17 protein-coding genes are annotated in these 16583 nt (G+C 60.1%); 4 read left to right on the top strand and 13 right to left on the bottom strand.

Features of this window, described 5'->3' with window-relative positions; genetic code table 11:
• Positions 1-399 precede the first annotated feature (399 nt).
• From AD670_RS04220 to AD670_RS04195, 6 genes are all read right to left on the bottom strand, one after another.
• On the bottom strand, positions 400-2142 hold the full coding sequence (locus AD670_RS04220) for an ABC transporter substrate-binding protein (protein WP_053128584.1): 1743 nt from the start codon (positions 2140-2142) through the stop codon (positions 400-402).
• Between the two features lie 162 nt (positions 2143-2304).
• On the bottom strand, positions 2305-2577 hold the full coding sequence (locus tag AD670_RS04215) for a DUF2160 domain-containing protein (protein ID WP_014718862.1): 273 nt from the start codon (positions 2575-2577) through the stop codon (positions 2305-2307).
• 10 nt (positions 2578-2587) lie between these two features.
• Positions 2588-3388: a carbohydrate ABC transporter permease gene (locus tag AD670_RS04210; RefSeq protein WP_003174634.1), complete on the bottom strand. Its 801-nt coding sequence runs from the start codon at positions 3386-3388 to the stop codon at positions 2588-2590.
• A 10-nt stretch (positions 3389-3398) separates the two neighbouring features.
• The gene (locus AD670_RS04205; RefSeq protein WP_025858174.1) at positions 3399-4265 is read right to left on the bottom strand and encodes a carbohydrate ABC transporter permease; all 867 of its coding nucleotides are present in this window, start codon (positions 4263-4265) and stop codon (positions 3399-3401) included.
• The gene (locus AD670_RS04200; RefSeq protein WP_053128582.1) at positions 4262-5359 is read right to left on the bottom strand and encodes an ABC transporter ATP-binding protein; all 1098 of its coding nucleotides are present in this window, start codon (positions 5357-5359) and stop codon (positions 4262-4264) included. The genes AD670_RS04205 and AD670_RS04200 overlap by 4 nt, the downstream gene beginning before the upstream one ends.
• On the bottom strand, positions 5359-6453 hold the full coding sequence (locus tag AD670_RS04195; RefSeq protein WP_053128580.1) for an ABC transporter ATP-binding protein: 1095 nt from the start codon (positions 6451-6453) through the stop codon (positions 5359-5361). Before AD670_RS04195 ends, AD670_RS04200 begins: the two co-directional genes overlap by 1 nt.
• Before the next feature lie 264 nt (positions 6454-6717).
• Between AD670_RS04195 and AD670_RS04190 the strand changes: the two genes are divergently transcribed.
• Positions 6718-8535, top strand: coding sequence for a sigma-54-dependent Fis family transcriptional regulator (locus AD670_RS04190; protein ID WP_053128579.1), 1818 nt, complete (start codon positions 6718-6720; stop codon positions 8533-8535).
• Here AD670_RS04190 and AD670_RS04185 read toward each other — a convergent pair.
• From AD670_RS04185 to AD670_RS04175, 3 genes are all read right to left on the bottom strand, one after another.
• Positions 8532-9464, bottom strand: coding sequence for a FecR family protein (locus tag AD670_RS04185; protein WP_053128578.1), 933 nt, complete (start codon positions 9462-9464; stop codon positions 8532-8534). The genes AD670_RS04190 and AD670_RS04185 overlap by 4 nt on opposite strands.
• Positions 9461-10003, bottom strand: coding sequence for a sigma-70 family RNA polymerase sigma factor (locus AD670_RS04180; protein WP_053128575.1), 543 nt, complete (start codon positions 10001-10003; stop codon positions 9461-9463). The genes AD670_RS04185 and AD670_RS04180 overlap by 4 nt, the downstream gene beginning before the upstream one ends.
• Before the next feature lie 120 nt (positions 10004-10123).
• Positions 10124-12241: a TonB-dependent receptor domain-containing protein gene (locus AD670_RS04175; RefSeq protein WP_053128573.1), complete on the bottom strand. Its 2118-nt coding sequence runs from the start codon at positions 12239-12241 to the stop codon at positions 10124-10126.
• 239 nt (positions 12242-12480) lie between these two features.
• On the opposite strand from AD670_RS04175, the gene AD670_RS31605 reads away from it, so the two are divergent.
• Both AD670_RS31605 and AD670_RS04165 read left to right on the top strand, forming a co-directional pair.
• On the top strand, positions 12481-12639 hold the full coding sequence (locus tag AD670_RS31605) for a hypothetical protein (RefSeq protein WP_172681441.1): 159 nt from the start codon (positions 12481-12483) through the stop codon (positions 12637-12639).
• Positions 12640-12643: 4 nt separating this feature from the next.
• On the top strand, positions 12644-13270 hold the full coding sequence (locus tag AD670_RS04165; protein WP_053128569.1) for a helix-turn-helix domain-containing protein: 627 nt from the start codon (positions 12644-12646) through the stop codon (positions 13268-13270).
• A gap of 58 nt (positions 13271-13328) precedes the next feature.
• On the opposite strand, the gene AD670_RS31860 is transcribed toward AD670_RS04165, so the two are convergent.
• The 4 genes from AD670_RS31860 to AD670_RS04145 form a co-directional block, all read right to left on the bottom strand.
• Positions 13329-13826 carry a hypothetical protein gene (locus tag AD670_RS31860; protein ID WP_082340902.1) on the bottom strand — a complete coding sequence of 166 codons (498 nt, stop codon included), beginning with the start codon at positions 13824-13826 and terminating at the stop codon, positions 13329-13331.
• A 270-nt stretch (positions 13827-14096) separates the two neighbouring features.
• Positions 14097-14366 carry a hypothetical protein gene (locus AD670_RS04155; protein ID WP_053128567.1) on the bottom strand — a complete coding sequence of 90 codons (270 nt, stop codon included), beginning with the start codon at positions 14364-14366 and terminating at the stop codon, positions 14097-14099.
• A 148-nt stretch (positions 14367-14514) separates the two neighbouring features.
• Positions 14515-14991 carry a GAF domain-containing protein gene (locus tag AD670_RS04150; RefSeq protein WP_053128566.1) on the bottom strand — a complete coding sequence of 159 codons (477 nt, stop codon included), beginning with the start codon at positions 14989-14991 and terminating at the stop codon, positions 14515-14517.
• Positions 14992-15104: 113 nt separating this feature from the next.
• Positions 15105-15854 carry a hypothetical protein gene (locus tag AD670_RS04145; RefSeq protein ID WP_053128564.1) on the bottom strand — a complete coding sequence of 250 codons (750 nt, stop codon included), beginning with the start codon at positions 15852-15854 and terminating at the stop codon, positions 15105-15107.
• 436 nt (positions 15855-16290) lie between these two features.
• Between AD670_RS04145 and AD670_RS04140 the strand changes: the two genes are divergently transcribed.
• Entirely contained in the window at positions 16291-16524 is a 234-nt protein-coding gene (locus tag AD670_RS04140; protein WP_053128562.1) for a Pathogenicity locus, read from the top strand.
• The last annotated feature ends 59 nt before the right edge of the window (positions 16525-16583 follow it).

Here is a 16583-nt window from a genome sequence, read left to right as displayed (position 1 = left end):
GCAGGCTTTGGAGCGTGGGTAACCCGGCAGGACGCCGGGTTAGCCGCACTGGGCCAAGGATGGCCCATTGCGGCGGCCCACGCTCCAAAGCCGGAGTGAGGGCACACCGAGCCTAGGCGAGGTGCCGAGTGTTGGGGCGAAGCGTTTTTGGTTACTTTTGGCGCTCTTCCAAAAGTGACCCGCTGTAAGAGCGGAACCCTAAGCAGCCGTTACCGCAGCAACGGATATGTACTCGGTCAACTCCAAATACATGGTCGGCCCGAAGGCCGCCACGAGACTAAGCTGCCCATACTCAGGATTGCCTGACCAACGCGCGTCATCGGTCACAGAGCTGCTTTATGTTTGCACCAAAACAAAACGGCACCTGGGTGCCGTTTTGTGTTTCATGCCCGGGCACGTTTACTTACGCGCGGCCTCCCACTGCTTGAGCAGGTCGCCATAGGCCACGGTTTCACCTTTCGGCTTCTCGTTGGCCAGTTTCGGTTTCGGCGCACCCGGTTGGTCGAACCAGTATTGCGCATCACGCTCGGGGTTCATTTTCGGACCGCATACCGGCTGCACCTTGGAGCGTTCCAGGCGCGTCATGATCGCGTCCTGCTCCTTGGCCAGGTTGTCGAGGGCCTGTTGCGGGGTTTTCTCGCCGCTGGCGGCGGCGGCAATGTTGCTCCACCACAGCTGTGCCAGGCGTGGGTAGTCCGGCACGTTGGTGCCGGTCGGGGTCCATTCGACCCGCGCCGGGCTGCGGTAGAACTCCACCAGGCCACCGAGTTTCGGCGCCATGTCGGTCATGGCCTGTGAGTTGATGTCGGACTCACGAATCGGCGTCAGGCCGACGATGGTTTTCTTCAGCGACACGGTTTTCGAGGTCACGAACTGCGCGTACAACCAAGCCGCGAGTTTCTGTTTCTCGGGCGTCGACTTGAGGAACGTCCAGGAACCCACGTCCTGGTACCCCTTCTTCATGCCCTTTTCCCAATACGGCCCGACCGGCGACGGCGCCATCCGCCATTTCGGCGTGCCGTCGGCGTTCACCACCGGCAGGCCCGGCTTGGTCATGTCGGCGGTAAACGCGGTGTACCAGAAGATCTGCTGGGCGATGTTGCCCTGGGACGGCACCGGGCCGGATTCGGAGAAGGTCATGCCCGCCGCTTCCGGTGGCGCGTAGGCTTTCATCCAGTCCACGTATTTCTGCGTGGCGAACACGGCGGCCGGGCCGTTGGTGTCGCCGCCACGGGTCACGCTGGAGCCCACCGGGTGGCAGTCCTCCACGCGAATGCCCCACTCATCCACCGGCAAACCGTTGGGCAGGCCTTTGTCGCCGCCGCCGGCCATGGAAAACCACGCATCGGTGAAGCGCCAGCCCAGGGACGGGTCTTTCTTGCCGTAGTCCATGTGCCCATAGATGCGCTTGCCGTCGATTTCCTTGACGTCTTCACTGAAGAATTTGGCGATGTCTTCGTAGGCCGACCAGTTCACCGGCACGCCGAGGTCATAGCCGTATTTTTCCTTGAACTTGGCTTTCAGTTCCGGACGCTCGAACCAGTCGGCGCGGAACCAATAGAGGTTGGCGAATTGCTGGTCGGGCAGCTGGTAGATCTTGCCGTCCGGCGCGGTGGTGAAGGAGATGCCGATAAAGTCCTTGATATCCAGGGTTGGCGAGGTGAAGGCCTTGCCTTCGTTGGCCATCAGGTCGGTGATGGATTCAGTCTTGCCATAGCGAAAGTGCGTACCGATCAAGTCGGAATCGTTGACCCAGCCGTCATAGATATTCTTGTCGGACTGCATCTGGGTTTGCAGCTTCTCCACCACGTCGCCTTCCTGCAGCAGGTCGTGGGTCAGCTTGATCCCGGTGATTTCACTGAAGGCCTTGGCCAGTACCTTGGATTCGTACTCGTGGGTGGTGAGGGTTTCCGACACCACGTTGATCTTCATCCCACGGAACGGTTCCGAGGCTTTGATAAACCACTTCAACTCCTCCAACTGCTGGTCGGCCGTGAGAGTCGACGGTTTGAACTCGCTGCCGATCCACTTTTTCGCCGCATCTTCATACGCATCGGCCCAGGCCGTGGCGCTCAAACCGCTGAGGGCCAGTACGGCGGCCAATGAAATGCTATGTCGCAGCTTATTGTTTTTATTCAACATAGAGACCTCCTGGTTAATTTCAAAAAGGACTACAAACGCCACAACCCCCTGTAGGAGCGAGCTTGCTCGCGAAAAACCCGAGGACACCGCGTACATCCAGAATGCCCGCGTTATCGTTGGCGATTTTCGCGAGCAAGCTCGCTCCTACAAAGTGTCGGGGCACTAGCCCCAACGCATCACACTCAACAGCCATACCAGGGAGAGCGCGGACGCTACCCAGATGCTCCAGTCGGTAACGCCGATCACCAGCAAATGCAGGTAGGCGCTGCCGAGAAGACCGATAAACAAGCGATCACCACGGGTGGTGCTGATCGGCAGCAAGCCGCGCCGGGGGATGCTCGGCGAGCGCAGCTCCCAGGTGGTCATGCCCGCGAGAATCAGGGCAATGCCGCCAAAGAACAGTGCAGTGGGGGTGGTCCAGGCCATCCATTCCATCATCGACTCCTCAGACCCGGCCCAGGGCAAAGCCCTTGGCCACGTGGTTGCGAACAAACCAGATCACCAGCATGCCGGGCAGGATGGTCAACACCCCCGCCGCTGCCAGCACGCCCCAATCGATACCCGAGGCCGACACCGTGCGGGTCATCACCGCCGCGATGGGCTTGGCGTTGACTGAGGTCAGGGTGCGCGCCAGCAGCAACTCGACCCAGGAAAACATGAAGCAGAAAAACGCGGTCACACCGATGCCGGAGCCGATCAACGGGATAAAAATCTTCACGAAGAACTTGGGAAAACTATAGCCGTCGATGTAGGCAGTTTCGTCGATTTCCTTGGGCACCCCGGACATGAAGCCCTCCAGGATCCACACCGCCAATGGCACGTTGAACAGGCAGTGGGCCAAGGCCACGGCGATGTGCGTGTCGAACAGGCCGATGGACGAATACAGCTGGAAAAACGGCAGCAGGAACACCGCCGGTGGCGCCATGCGGTTGGTCAGCAGCCAGAAGAACAGGTGTTTGTCGCCCAGGAAGCGGTAGCGCGAGAAAGCATAGGCTGCCGGCAACGCCACACTCAGGGAAATCACCGTATTCAGGCTCACGTAGTACAGCGAGTTGAGGTAACCGGTGTACCAACTCGGGTCGGTGAAGATCACCTTGTAGTTGGCCAGGGTGAAATCCTGCGGAAACAGCGTCAGCCCGCCGAGGATTTCGGTGTTGCTCTTGAAGGACATGTTCAGCAGCCAGTAGATCGGCACCAGCAGGAACAGGATGTAGATCAGCAGCGGAATAACCTTGCGCTTGCTCATGTTGGCGGCCTCAGCGGTTGGCGTCGGAGTGGGTCATGGCGGTGTAGAACAGCCAGGACACCAACAGGATGATCAGGAAATACACCAGGGAGAACGCCGCCGCCGGGCCCAGATCGAATTGGCCTACGGCCATCTGGGTAAGCGTCTGACTGAGGAAAGTGGTGGCGTTACCCGGCCCGCCGCCCGTGAGGACGAAGGGCTCGGTGTAGATCATGAAGCTGTCCATGAAGCGCAGCATCACCGCGATCAGCAGCACGCTTTTCATTTTCGGCAACTGGATATGTCGGAACACTGCCCACGCCGAGGCCCGATCGATACGCGCCGCCTGGTAGTACACATCGGGGATAGCCCGCAGCCCGGAGTAGCACAGCAGCGCCACCAGTGAAGTCCAATGCCACACGTCCATCACCAGCACCGTGACCCAGGCGTCCATGGTGTTGGCCGCGTAGTTGTAGCTGATGCCCAGGGCGTTGAGGCTGTAGCCCAGCAGGCCGATATCGGCGCGGCCGAAGATCTGCCAGATGGTGCCCACCACGTTCCACGGAATCAGCAGCGGAATGGCGAGGATGATCAGCACCAGCGACGACCAGCGGCCCTTGGTCGGCATGGTCAGGGCGATGGCGATGCCCAGAGGGATTTCGATCAGCAGCACGCAGGCCGAATAGATGAACTGGCGCAGCAGCGAGTCATGCAGGCGCGGGTCGAGCAGCACCTGTTTGTACCAGTCGGCGCCGACAAAGTAGCGGCTGGACTGGTCGAAGATGTCCTGCACCGAATAGTTGACCACGGTCATCATCGGGATCACCGCACTGAACGCCACCAGCAGGAACACCGGCAACACCAGCCACCAGGCCTTGTTGTTCTGCACCTTGTTCATGGCTGCACCTCCAGCAGGTAGTCGTCGGCATACACCATCAGCCACTGCGCGGGAAAGCTGATGGACGCCCTGCCCTCGGGCACCGGTTTGTCTTCGGCCAGGCGCACTTTGAGGGTGGCGCCGTCGAGGTTGAGGGTCATGATCTTGTAGGTGCCGAGGTCTTCGACATGAGTGACATCGGCCTGCAGCGCGTCAGGGTTGTGCTCGTCCCATACGTGGATAAATTCCGGGCGGATGCCCACTTGCAGCTTCGTGTAGTGGCTGCCGGCGATGCGTTGTTGCAGGGCCTCGGACAACGGCAGCAGCGTGCTGGCAAACCGCACACCGCCGGCCTCGGCCTGCACTTCGATCAGATTCATCCCAGGGCTGCCGATGAAGTAGCCGACAAAGGTGTGGCTCGGCCGCTCGAACAACTCACGGGGCGTGCCGAACTGCACGATCTGCCCGCCGTACATCACCGCGATCTTGTCGGCGAAGGTCGAGGCCTCAAGCTGGTCATGGGTGACGTAGACCATGGTGATATTGAACTGCTCGTGAATCTGCTTGAGCTTGCGCCGCAGCTTCCACTTCAGGTGCGGGTCGATCACCGTCAACGGTTCGTCGAAAAGGATTGCCGACACGTCGTCACGCACCAGGCCACGGCCCATGGAGACTTTCTGTTTTTCATCGGCCGTGAGGTTGCGGGCTTTTTTGCTCAGCAGGGTTTGCAGGTCGAGGACTTCGGCAATTTCCTGCACCTTGCTGTGAATTTTCGCCTCGGCCATGCCCTGGTTCCGCAGGGGAAAGGCCAGGTTATCGAACACCGTCATGGTGTCGTACACCACCGGGAACTGGAACACCTGGGCGATGTTGCGTTTTTCCGGGGTGAGGTCGTTGACCACTTTGCTGTCAAACAGCACCTGGCCCTCGGACGGGCTGAGCAGGCCGGAGATGATATTGAGCAGGGTCGACTTGCCGCAGCCCGACGGCCCGAGCAAGGCGTAGGCACCGCCCTGCTCCCAGATATGGTTCATTTCCCGAATGGCGTAGTCCTCAGGCCCGTTCGGTGTAGGGCTGTAGCTGTGCGCCAGGTTCTGCAAATGGATCTCGGCCATCAGGAAACCCTCGCGACGCGGCGCCCGGGGGCCTGGACCAAACGGCCCTGGCCATCGAACACAAACAGTTTATGGGTGGGGATATACACACGGATCGGCGCGTCGACGTCGTACTCGTGCACCCCCGGCAGGTGCAGCACCAGCAGAAAGTGCTCGCTGCGCACGTGCAGGAAGGTTTCCGAACCGCTGATCTCGGCGACTTCCACCGTCACCGCCAGCTCCAGGTCGTCGTCGTTGCTCGGCACCAGGCTGATATGGCTGGGGCGCACGCCGAAGCGGAATTCGCCTTCGCCGATGGGGCGCAGGTCGACGTTCAACGGGAAGTGCACGAAATTGGCGAAGCTCACCTCGTTACCGCTGATACGCCCCGGCATCAGGTTGATCGGCGGCTCGGAAAACAGCTCAGCGGCCAACACGGTCTGTGGCTGGTGATAGACCTCGGCCGCCTTGCCGCTCTGGATCACCCGGCCTTCGTGAAGAATGGTGGTGGTGCCGCCCAGGGCCAGGGCCTCGTTAGGCTCGGTGGTGGCGTAGATCGCAATGGTATGCCGCGCCTTGAACAGCTCGCGCATTTCCTGACGCAGCTCTTCGCGCAATTTGTAGTCCAGGTTCACCAGCGGCTCATCGAACAGGATCAGTTCGGCGTCTTTCACCAGGGCCCGGGCCATGGCCGTACGTTGCTGCTGGCCACCGGACAACTCCAACGGGTGGCGCTGCAGGAATTTCTCGATGCGCAGCATCCTGGCGGTTTCCAGCACTTTGCTCTGGATCAGCTCGTTGGACACACCGGCCTGGCGCAACGGCGAGGCGATGTTTTCGAACACGGTCATGGTCGGGTAGTTGATGAACTGCTGATACACCATCGACACATTGCGCAGGCGCACTGGCTTTTGCGTGACGTCTACGCCGTTCATCAGGATGCGGCCGCTGTCGGGTTTGTCCAGGCCGGCCATCAGGCGCATCAGGCTGGTCTTGCCGGACAGGGTGCGGCCAAGCAAAACGTTGAAGGAACCGGCTTCGAAGCGCAGGTTGGCGTCGTCGATCCAGGTTTGACCTTCGACGACGCGGGAGACATGTTCCAGGGTCAATGACATGACACGACCTTTTTTATTATTGGAATGAATCTGGCCAGTCGTCAGAGCGAGTTTCATGCCAAAAACGGCAGGTGCTTGATCCACAAGGCAATGGGCTGAACGTGATGTTCAGGAGCGAACAGAAATGAACAGATTGGGCTGAACAATTGAACAGTCCTGGGGTTGACAATGAACAGTTCTGAACAACACTCTTTGAACCCGATTGATCTGGTTACATCCGCTGGATTGTGCAAGACCCCAAAACAATAAAAAGAAGGTCGCCCCATGGCCGAACCCCTGGCTCACGACACCCTTATCCAGGAATCCTGGCGCCGTTGCCGCGCCTTCGGCCTGGACCACCAGAGCACGCCCAGCTTCGATCAACTGCCCGCCGAGGGCATCAGCCAATTGCTGGAAAGCCAGCATTCCCTGGTGCAGACCACGCATCAGGAAGTCCTGCCCTATTACGAAAACATCCTGAGCAACTCCAACTGCCTGATCATGCTGGCCGACAACCAAGGCCAGGTGTTGACCAGTTGGGGCACCCAGCGCTTTATCGAGCCCAAGCTGGCCCGTGGCTTCAGCGCCGGCGCCAGTTGGAGGGAGCGCTCCAGCGGCACCAATGCCATCGGCACCGCACTGGCCTGTGCCCAGGCGGTGCATATCGAACACGACGAACACTTCCTCAAGGCCAACCGCTTCATGACCGGCTCAGCGGCGCCGATCTTCGATGCCCAGCGCGAAATTATCGCGGTGCTGGATGTGTCCAGCGACAGCTACCTGCCGCCCTCCCACACCTTGGGCATGGTCAAGATGATGAGCCAGACCGTGGAAAACCGGCTGATCCTCAACCTGTTTCGCGGTGAGCACTTCCAACTGACGTTCAACACCGGCCTGAGCAACCTCGACAGCCAGTGGGCGGGCCTGCTGATCTTTGATGAGAGCGGTCAGGTGCTCTCGGCCAACCGTCGTGCCGACAACTTGCTGGGCATCAGTCTGTCGCGGGTGATGATCGACAGTTTGTTCAAGGTGTCGCTGCTGGAGTTGCTCAATCAACCGGAGGGCCTGCCTTTTTCGTTGCAGGCGGCGGGACGTAATCGCTTCCAGTGCCTGCTCAAACGGCCCAAGCAGATGCCGGTGCAGGCCCGCGTGTTCAGCGAGCCCGTTGCGCCAAAGCCCGCCGCGATTGGTTTGAAGACCCTGCACTTTGGTGATGTGCGCGTGGAAAAAGCTGTGCGCCAGGGCGAGCGTTTGCTGGAGAAGGACATCCCGTTGCTGATCCACGGTGAAACCGGCGTGGGCAAGGAGGTCTTCGTCAAGGCCTTGCACCAGGCCAGCTCCCGCAGCCAGCAGGCCTTTATCGCGGTGAACTGTGCGGCGATTCCCGCCGAGCTGGTGGAATCGGAACTGTTCGGCTACGAAAAAGGCGCGTTCACCGGCGCCAACCAGAAAGGCAGCATCGGCCTGATCCGCAAGGCCGACAAAGGCACGCTGTTCCTCGATGAAATCGGCGATATGCCGCTGCCGACGCAAGCGCGCCTGTTGCGGGTATTGCAGGAGCGTTGCGTGCAACCGGTGGGCAGCAGCGAGTTGTTCCCGGTGGATTTGCGCATTATCTCGGCCACTAACCGGGCCTTGCGCGAGCTGGTCCAGGCCGGGCGTTTTCGCGAGGATTTGTACTACCGCATCGGCGGCCTGACCCTTGAATTACCGCCGTTACGCGAGCGCAGCGACAAGCGGGCACTGTTCCAGCAGCTGTGGCAGCAGCACCGTGAGCCCACCCAATGGGCCGGGCTCAGCGCCGAGGTGCTGGCGCTGTTCGAGCAGCACCCGTGGCCGGGCAACCTGCGCCAGGTGAGCAGCGTGTTGCAGGTGGCGCTGGCGATGGCCGAGGAACAGCCGATCCGCCCGGAACATCTGCCGGATGATTTTTTTGTGGATTTGAAAGTGACAGCGCCGCTGCGCGCCAGCGAATACCTGGATGACAGCATCGACCTGACCCAGCGTCTGAAGGCGGCCGGTGGGAATATTTCCCACCTGGCGCGGGAGCTGGGGGTGAGCCGCAACACCTTGTACAAGCGCCTGCGCCAGAACGAACGCTAGCGCGGCTTGACCACCACCAGCAGGTCGGTGAAGTACTCCACCTGGATCGGTAGGTTATCCGCCAACGTCGAGAGTGCCGCGGCGGTGTCATCCAGCTTGAACACCCCCGTCACCCGCAGGTTCTGCAGGGCCTGGGGGTCGAAGCGCAGCAGGCCGTGGCGGTAGCTGGCCAGGGTTTGCAACACCTCGCTAAGTGGCTGGTCATTGACCTTGAGCAGGCCACGGGTCCAGGCGTCCGGGTCGGTGTTGCCGCTGGCCTGGGGCGGCTGGGCGCGGCCATGGTCGAGGATCGAGCGCTGGCCGGCGGCGACCTTGACGCCTTCGCTGCTGTCACCTTTGACTGCCACGGTGGACTCGATCACCGTCACCACCGTGGTGCCGTCTGGCGCACGCTTGACCAGGTAACGCGTGCCCAATGCCGTCGCCGTGCCTTGGTCGGTGCGCACCACGAAGGGCCGTTGCGCGTCCTTGGCCACGTCGACCCAGAGTTCGCCTTGCAGCAGTTCGATCACCCGTTGGTGACCGTTGAATTTCACGTCCACCGCCGAGTTGCTGTTGAGCTGCAACTGACTGCCGTCTTCGAGGGCGATCTGGCGGCGCTCACCCACGCCGGTGCGCTGGTCGGCCATCCAAACGGGCAGATGCTCCAGGCTCAGCCAGCCGCACAGCACGATGCCGAGCACACCCATCACCTGCGCACCGCGCGCGCGTCGCGGCGCAAACGCACGGTTCAGGGCCAGGCGTGCAGGTTGCGCAGGCAAGGTGTCGAGGCTGCCCCACAGCGAGCGCATGCGTTCGATGGCGACCGCGTGACGCGGGTCTGCCTGGCACCAGGCGTTGAAGGCTTGGCGCTCGGCCTCACTGACCTCTTCGTCGTGCAGGCGTGTCAGCCAATTCGCGGCTTGCTGGATGATCTGTTCGGAGTTCATGCCAGCGGGTCTGCCGCATGCAGGCTGTGGTAGCAGTGCACCAGGGCGCTGGAGATGTAGTTTTTGACGGTGCTGGCGGACACGTCCAGGCGCGTGGCGATTTCACTGTAGGTCAGCCCGTCGAGGCGACTCAACAGGAAGGCTTCGCGGGCCTTGGCGGGTAAGCCGGCAAGCATTTCGGCGATGCGTTCCAGGGCTTGCAGGGCGACATGGATCGCGGCCGGATCGGGCATGCCGGCGTCCTCGCTCTGGATGACCAGGGCTTCCATGTAGGCTTTTTCAATGCGTCGCCGCCGGGCGCCATCGATCAGTAAACGCACTGCCGTGGTGGCCAGGAAGGCCCGCGGTTCCTTGATATTTTGCGGCTCGGCCAGCATCAGCACACGGATGAATGCGTCGTGGGCCAGGTCGGCGGCATGCTGGGAACACCCCAGTTTTCTGCGCAGCCAGCCGTGCAACCAGCCGTGGTGCTCGCTGTACATCGCCGTAAGGGTCTGCTGACGCACTGAATCGCCCAGCGCGGCCGGAATATCTTGCATGCGCAAAAGAGTCTCAAATGGGAAGAGTTACCAATTGCGCAAACAATGCCAGTAAAACAATGTAGGAGCAAGGCCCTCCCCGTCGCAGACCGCTCGCCACAGGGGCTGGATAGCTCCGGCTTAGCGCCAGCTCCATGAGACACCGGTGTAGATCCCGCGTCCGTCGGCCGGGGTGGAGCGTGCGACGTCCAGGCCCTTGTCGTCGTAGCCCGGCGTGACGGTGTTGGCGTAGCGGCGGTTGGTGAGGTTGCGCAGGTCGACCCAGGCTTGCCAGTCCTGCTTGGGGGCGTCGTAGCCGAAGGTCGCGCCCAGGAGCGTGTAGGACGCGGCGTAATAGGAGTTGGCGTAATCCACTGCCACCTGTGAGGAATACTCGGTATTGAGGCTGGTGTAGAAGCCGGTCGGGTGGCTGTAGCGCAGTTGCGCCTGATAGTAGTGCTTGGGGATGCCCGGCAAGTTGTTGTCGCCGAAACGGTCGTCGTCGCGGTAGTGGAAGTCGCTGAAGGTATAGGCCTGGCGCACATCGAGCTTACCGCTGCGGCCGCCGTCCCACAGCGGGCTGAGCAGGCCCAGTTCCACACCTTGGTGCACGGTGGGGCTGGCATTGGACTCGGCGACGATGGCATTGCTGGTCGAGGTCTGGGCCTGGGTTTCCACGGTGAGCAGTTCGTGACGTACTTCGGAGCGATAGAGCGCCAAGTCCCACTGGCCGAGCCATGCTTCGCCACGGCCACCGATTTCCAGGGTGGTGGCGGTCTGGTTTTTCAGACTGACACCTTCGCGCTGTAATCCAGTGGCAGGGCCGCTTCCCGCCGGAAAGTACTTATTGGAACCCCAGATCATCGACCACGCATGCGGCGGCTCGACCGAGCGGCTCAGGTTGCCGTACACCTGCAGCTGCGGACTGAAGTCATACCGCAGGCCGATGCGCGGTGCGTAGTCCCAGTCATGCTGGCTGAGCGGCGCCTGGCCTTCGGGATAGGTGACCTGGGTTTCACGGCGGGTGTAGATCGCGGCCAGGCCGGTGGTCAGCCACAAGTCTTGGACCAGTTCCAGGTCATTGCCGATATGCAGCACGGTGTCGGAGCCCAGGTAGCTGTAGTCGCGGGTCTTGGTGCCGGGGGCGTAGGTTGGGGTGTTGCCGGCTGGCGTGCGCACGTATTCCGACGTGCCGTTGTTGGGCATCGCCTGGGTGGTGCGCAGGCCGAGCGTGGTTTTGCTGTCGTGGCCGAACAGCGTGTCCTGGCGGATGTAATTCAAGGTGCTGCTGATATCGGTGTAGGCCACCTTGAGGCGGTTGGTGCCTTCGCGCAGGTCCATCGGGTAATCGTGATACGCCAGCCCGACTTCCAGGCGCGAACTGTCGTCCAGTTGCAACGTGGTCTTGTTGGCGATCCAGGTGGAGCCCGGTTGCAGGCGCTTGGAGTCACGGGCGGCGTTGAGGCTGTTGGCAGCACGCGGGTCGTGGCTGATCTGGGCGCGGGTGAGTTTGCCGGGGGTGTCGTTTGTGGTTTCGCGGTAGCGCAAGTAGAAGCGGGTTTCCAGGTCCGGGTTGAAGCGGTAGCCGAAGTTGGCGGCCATGCCTTTGCCGGTGGCGGCGCTCTGGCGCTGGTAGCCGTCGGATTGCGAGTCGGTCAGGCTGATGTAGTAGTCGGCATCCCCCAGCACCTGGCCCGAACTGATTTCGCGCTGGGCATAGCCACGGCTGCCGGCTTCGTAGCGCACTTGTAATTTGGGCGCGTCGTAGCCGGTATGGGTCACGTAGTTGACCGCGCCGCCCAATGCCAACGCGCCCTGATCAAAACCGTTGGCGCCGCGCAACACCTCGACGCGGCTTTGCCACAATGGGTCCTTGAGTTCATAAGGGGTGCCGCCGGGGCCGGTCAACGGCAAGCCATCGAACATCTCATAGAGCCCGGAGGCGTGGGCGCCTGGGCTGCGGTTCAGGCCCGAACCGCGAATGGACAGCTTCACCCCTTCGTTATTCGCCGCCTTGGCATACACACCCGGCTGGTACTTGAACACGTCTTCGTTGGTGCTCACCCGCCCCTGCTGCACGCTGCTCATGTCGATGTAATTGGTGGCGCCGGGCACGCTCTTGAGCTGTTCCTGGGCCACTTCGCCGGCGCTGGCCTCTGGCGTGGTGACTTCGACCGGCGCCAATTGCAGATCTTCGGCGTGCACCAGCGAGCTTAGGGTCAGGGCGGCAAACAGGAACGGAGGTGAACGCAGCAGCATGGGCGAGTCCTTTGAATTCGGGGGCGTGAAAGGCTGGGCCATCACGCGAACAGTGATGGGAAGGCAACGATGCTCGCCAAGTCACGCCTTGATAACGGACCAGACCCTTCCCACAACAGCGTCGGACCGGATTTATTTTTTAAGTCCAAAATCGAATTAATACATGAAAACTCAGTATTTAAAGAAATAACCAGCACGCATTACTGTGGAGCCATCGAGTCACCTACGAGATCGCCTCCATGCCTGCATCCGCCACCGTCATCGACTTTACCCTCCATCGCAAACGCCGCCAGGCACGTGCAACGGCCGAGTTGATGTGGGCGATGTACGCGGCGCGCGCAGGGTTGGCGGTGTTTACCACCCACGCCGCAACGCCCAGCGATACACGTCGGGCGTAGGCCAATGAATTTCCTGCAGGTGATTCCCGAACCGCCCGAACCGCTGCCCAAACCCAACACCGATGACGATGTGATCAGCCTGTGCGTGGCGCATAACCTGCAACGCCTGCGCAGCAAACGGCACCTGTCATTGGACGCCTTGGCACGCGTCTGTGGCGTGAGCCGGGCAATGCTGGCGCAGATCGAATCCGGGCGCAGCGTGCCGTCGATCAAGGTGCTGTGCAAAATTGCCAAGGGCCTGAAGGTGTCGGTGGCGGCGTTCCTGGAAGACCGTGCGTTCGAAGGGGTTGAGGTGTTGCCGGCGCAGCAGAGCAAACGCCTGGTGAGTGCCGATGGCGCGTTTATCAGCCGTGCCTTGTTTCCCTACGATACGGCACGCCAATCCGAATTCTACGAGATTCGCCTGCGTGCGCTTGGCGAGGAAGTGTCCAAAGGCCACGGACCGGGTATCCAGGAAAACCTGGTGGTGGCCCAAGGCGTGCTGGAAGTCAGCGTCAATGACGAACGCTACTTGCTGTCTACCGGCGATTCGATCCTGTTCTACGCCGACCAGCCCCATCGCTACCGCAACCCGGCGGACAGCGAAGCCGTGGCGTTCCTGGTGATCACCTACCCCGAGCGGCTGGATTAATTGCGGCAAAAAAAAACGCCCCGACTTATCGGGGCGTTTTTTTATCGCGCGGGACCTGTCAGCAGGTGCAGCACATCATCGGCATGCCGTTGCAGCTCATCATCATGGGCATGGCGCAGTCGTTCATCATTTTGTTCATGAGCATGCAGCAGTTGTTCATCATGTCCATGCTCATGCCTGGCATCGGCATCATTTTGCACATCATGCTGTCGGCCATCATGGTGCATTCCATGACGCACTTCATCATGGGCATCGGCATGCCCATCATCGGCATCATGTTCATGCCGGTCATCATCGCCATGGCGTCGGCCGACATGCACATCATCGACATATTGGCGCACTGCATCATCATCGGCATGCCGCAGTTCATCATCATCGCCATCATTTCGGCGTTGGTCTTGAACTGAGCCATATCCATGCCAGCGGCCGGCTTCATGGTGCACATCATGGCGTCAGCGGCCATTTCGCATTTCATGGTGGCCATCATCATCGGCATGCCCATCATCGGCATCATTGGCATGGCGGTGTTCATCGGCATCTGCATTGCATTCATCATGTTCGAAACTCCGTAATCGACAGGAAATGGCTAAGTTCTGGCGCCGATTCTAGAGATGCCGGAGGTCTGCGCAAGACGACGAAGGAGCAGCAGGAATGGATGTTCGCAGGGACGCTTAGTCGAACAAAACAGCGATGACAGGCGTTATGACGAGGATTTCGAAGCTATTGCGTTGTTGATGTCCGCTACCTGGCGCCAATCGGCGTGATGGATATTCGATCCAGGACTAGCGTCCAATCGTAAGGAAATAAACGGTCTAACGGCTGCCCCCTAGCCATCGGGTTTCCCTAACGACTGCATCAACTCAGCGGCCTCAGAGCCCGGTGGCAGCCTGAACCCGTACATTTCATCAGTGGCGAGAATCTCATCCAGGGCACCGAGCAACTGCGCCTCTGTCGGCGAGTCACGCAGCAGTTTGTGCGCTGGCAGCAACAGCTCGGAGGGAACGCCCTGAACGCTGGCGGCGTCAATCACAGCGAAGAGGATAAAGCGCAGGCGTATTTCGCGGTCCGTCGGCCAAGCCGTTTTTCGCTTACCCAAGGTAGGGCCTCGTTTTTTCAGAAAAATCCGAGGCTATTGCGCAAAGACGGGTGTTTCAAGTATCGGAATGCAGGATAGGCCGCGTCCTACAGTCAAAAGAGAAACAGCACACCGAACGGCCAAAATCCAACACTTAAGAAGACCTGGCTCAGACTCTATTGCGCTGTAACTCCAATGTGGTGCCGATAAGCCGCGTAAATATGCTCAGAATTTCAAACATTTGCGGGTTTTCAAGGCTCCTGGGCAACACATCCAGCGCGCACAAGGTGCCGAAAACGGTGCCATCCGAGAACACTATGGGCAACGAGATGTAACTCTCAAATCCATGTGCCTTGGGCAGCGGATGTTCCCAGAACACCGGATCCTTGCTGGCGTGCTCAATGATGATCGACTTGCGATTGGCGCGAGCCTGGTTGCATAGCGTGGCTTCCACCAGCAACTCGTCGCCCGCCTCCAGACCGAATTGCAATTCGTCATGCACGGCACAGGCCACCCAGTGACTGTCAGTCATCTTGGAAATGGCGGAGAAACGCATTCCGGTCAAACGCGTGGTAAGTCGCAAAATGTTGGACGTAGTCTCAATCTCCGTGATGGCGTCCAACTCTTCGGCTGTTAGATATTTGATAACGCTCTCCTCAAATCAAAGAGCCCAACGGAATGAACGCTGCAGCGGATGACACGTGTTGCCACTGCATCGGCCACCGGCAGCGCGGCTTAAGTGCCTGCCGACGAAATGCCTCACTGCACCGGCAGGAAATTCATCAACAACAGGCTTTGTGCATAGTTAAGCCCAATACGGCGGTAGCGTTCATCGAGCATCTGGGTCAGCAGGTCAAGACGCGCGACAATCTTGCCGAACTCGACGGCGAAACTCAGGTTGCTGCCCTCCTCCGATATTTCGTTGGAAAACAACAGCAAGACGCCATTTGCGTCCTGGCGCTTGCTGAGCAACCAGGTGGCTTTTTCAATATTGCGCGCGGCATTGCTGACGAACTGCGGGTTGATCGAGTCGCTGATGTAGAACTCAGTGCGCCCACCGTGGGCGGTCACTATCATGCTGCCGATGGCATAAATGAAGGCGCCGACCCGGTCGCCTTTGAACTCGGGGCTCAGGGAGTAGCTCAACGCGGCGAGGTCGCGACGGTCTCCGAGGGCTGGCAGGGAGCGACGCTGCTCGATCGCCTGACGAATCTCCCGCGCAGCGCTTACCGCATCCGGGTAACCCGACTGGCGCCACTGGTTGGGGTTGCGCAGGTAGAGCTTGTTCATGAGCAAATACAGGCTCTGCAAGTTGTCGCGCATGCCCAGGGTCGCCATGCGATCGACACTGGTCTGGAAGAACTCATCGGGCTTGCCATTGCTGAACTGCTTGACGATGTCCCGGCCCTGTTGCTGGGTGCACCCACTGGCGCAGAGCATTAACACCAGGGCCAGCCACAGTGGCAGGCGCATGCGTCGAGTCTTGAATAAAAGTAACGTGCGATCCATCGGCACCCGATCTGATTCTTTTGCCCACGCGGGAAATCGAAGGGGCTGGGACAACCATAGATTGGGAAAATGAAAAAAAGTGCGATGGGCTGGGCAGATAGTTGTAAACAGAGCCTACCGGGGAATGAATTGGCCGAATCGTGAAAGATTCGTTTCAGGGCCTATACTCCATGGAACAGTTGCGAGTGTTGTTGGCGATCCAGGGAGGATCTACATCGCGCACGGCACTCTCACACGCAGCTGTACAGGAGGATCGCGCAGATGAAACATCCCATCAGAGCTCAGATTTTTGCACAGGTGATTTGCCTGCTTTCGGTGGCTCAGCTTTTCTGCTGAGCCATGGGTCACTGCCTTTGATATCAGCTGCAAGGGCGGCGGGGGCAGGTATGGCCGTCTATTCAGGGCCGATCAACTCATTGAAAAACGGATTTTGCAGATGCCATTCTCATTGGAAGAGAGAAACGCTTTGCTTGCGCTCAAAGGCGTAGGCCCCACTGTCGTTAGTCGGTTGGAGCAGATGGGGATCGAATCGCTGCCCGACCTCGCCCAGTCAAAGGTGGGTGAAATCCTGTCTCAAGCATCTGCGGCGCTCGGTTCGACGTGCTGGAAGAACAGCCCCCAAGCCCGTGCAGCCATTACTGCAGCTGTAGAGTTTGCTCAAGGCGCTTGAGCGCGCCGCACGCAGACGGATACATCAGGGCGCGGCTGAAAATTTCTTTGAGCCTTATT

This window comes from Pseudomonas sp. MIACH, from assembly GCF_001269925.1.
Lineage (GTDB): Bacteria > Pseudomonadota > Gammaproteobacteria > Pseudomonadales > Pseudomonadaceae > Aquipseudomonas.
The sequence above is the reverse complement of the archived record's forward strand: the minus strand, read 5'-3'. Positions and strand labels throughout refer to the sequence as shown.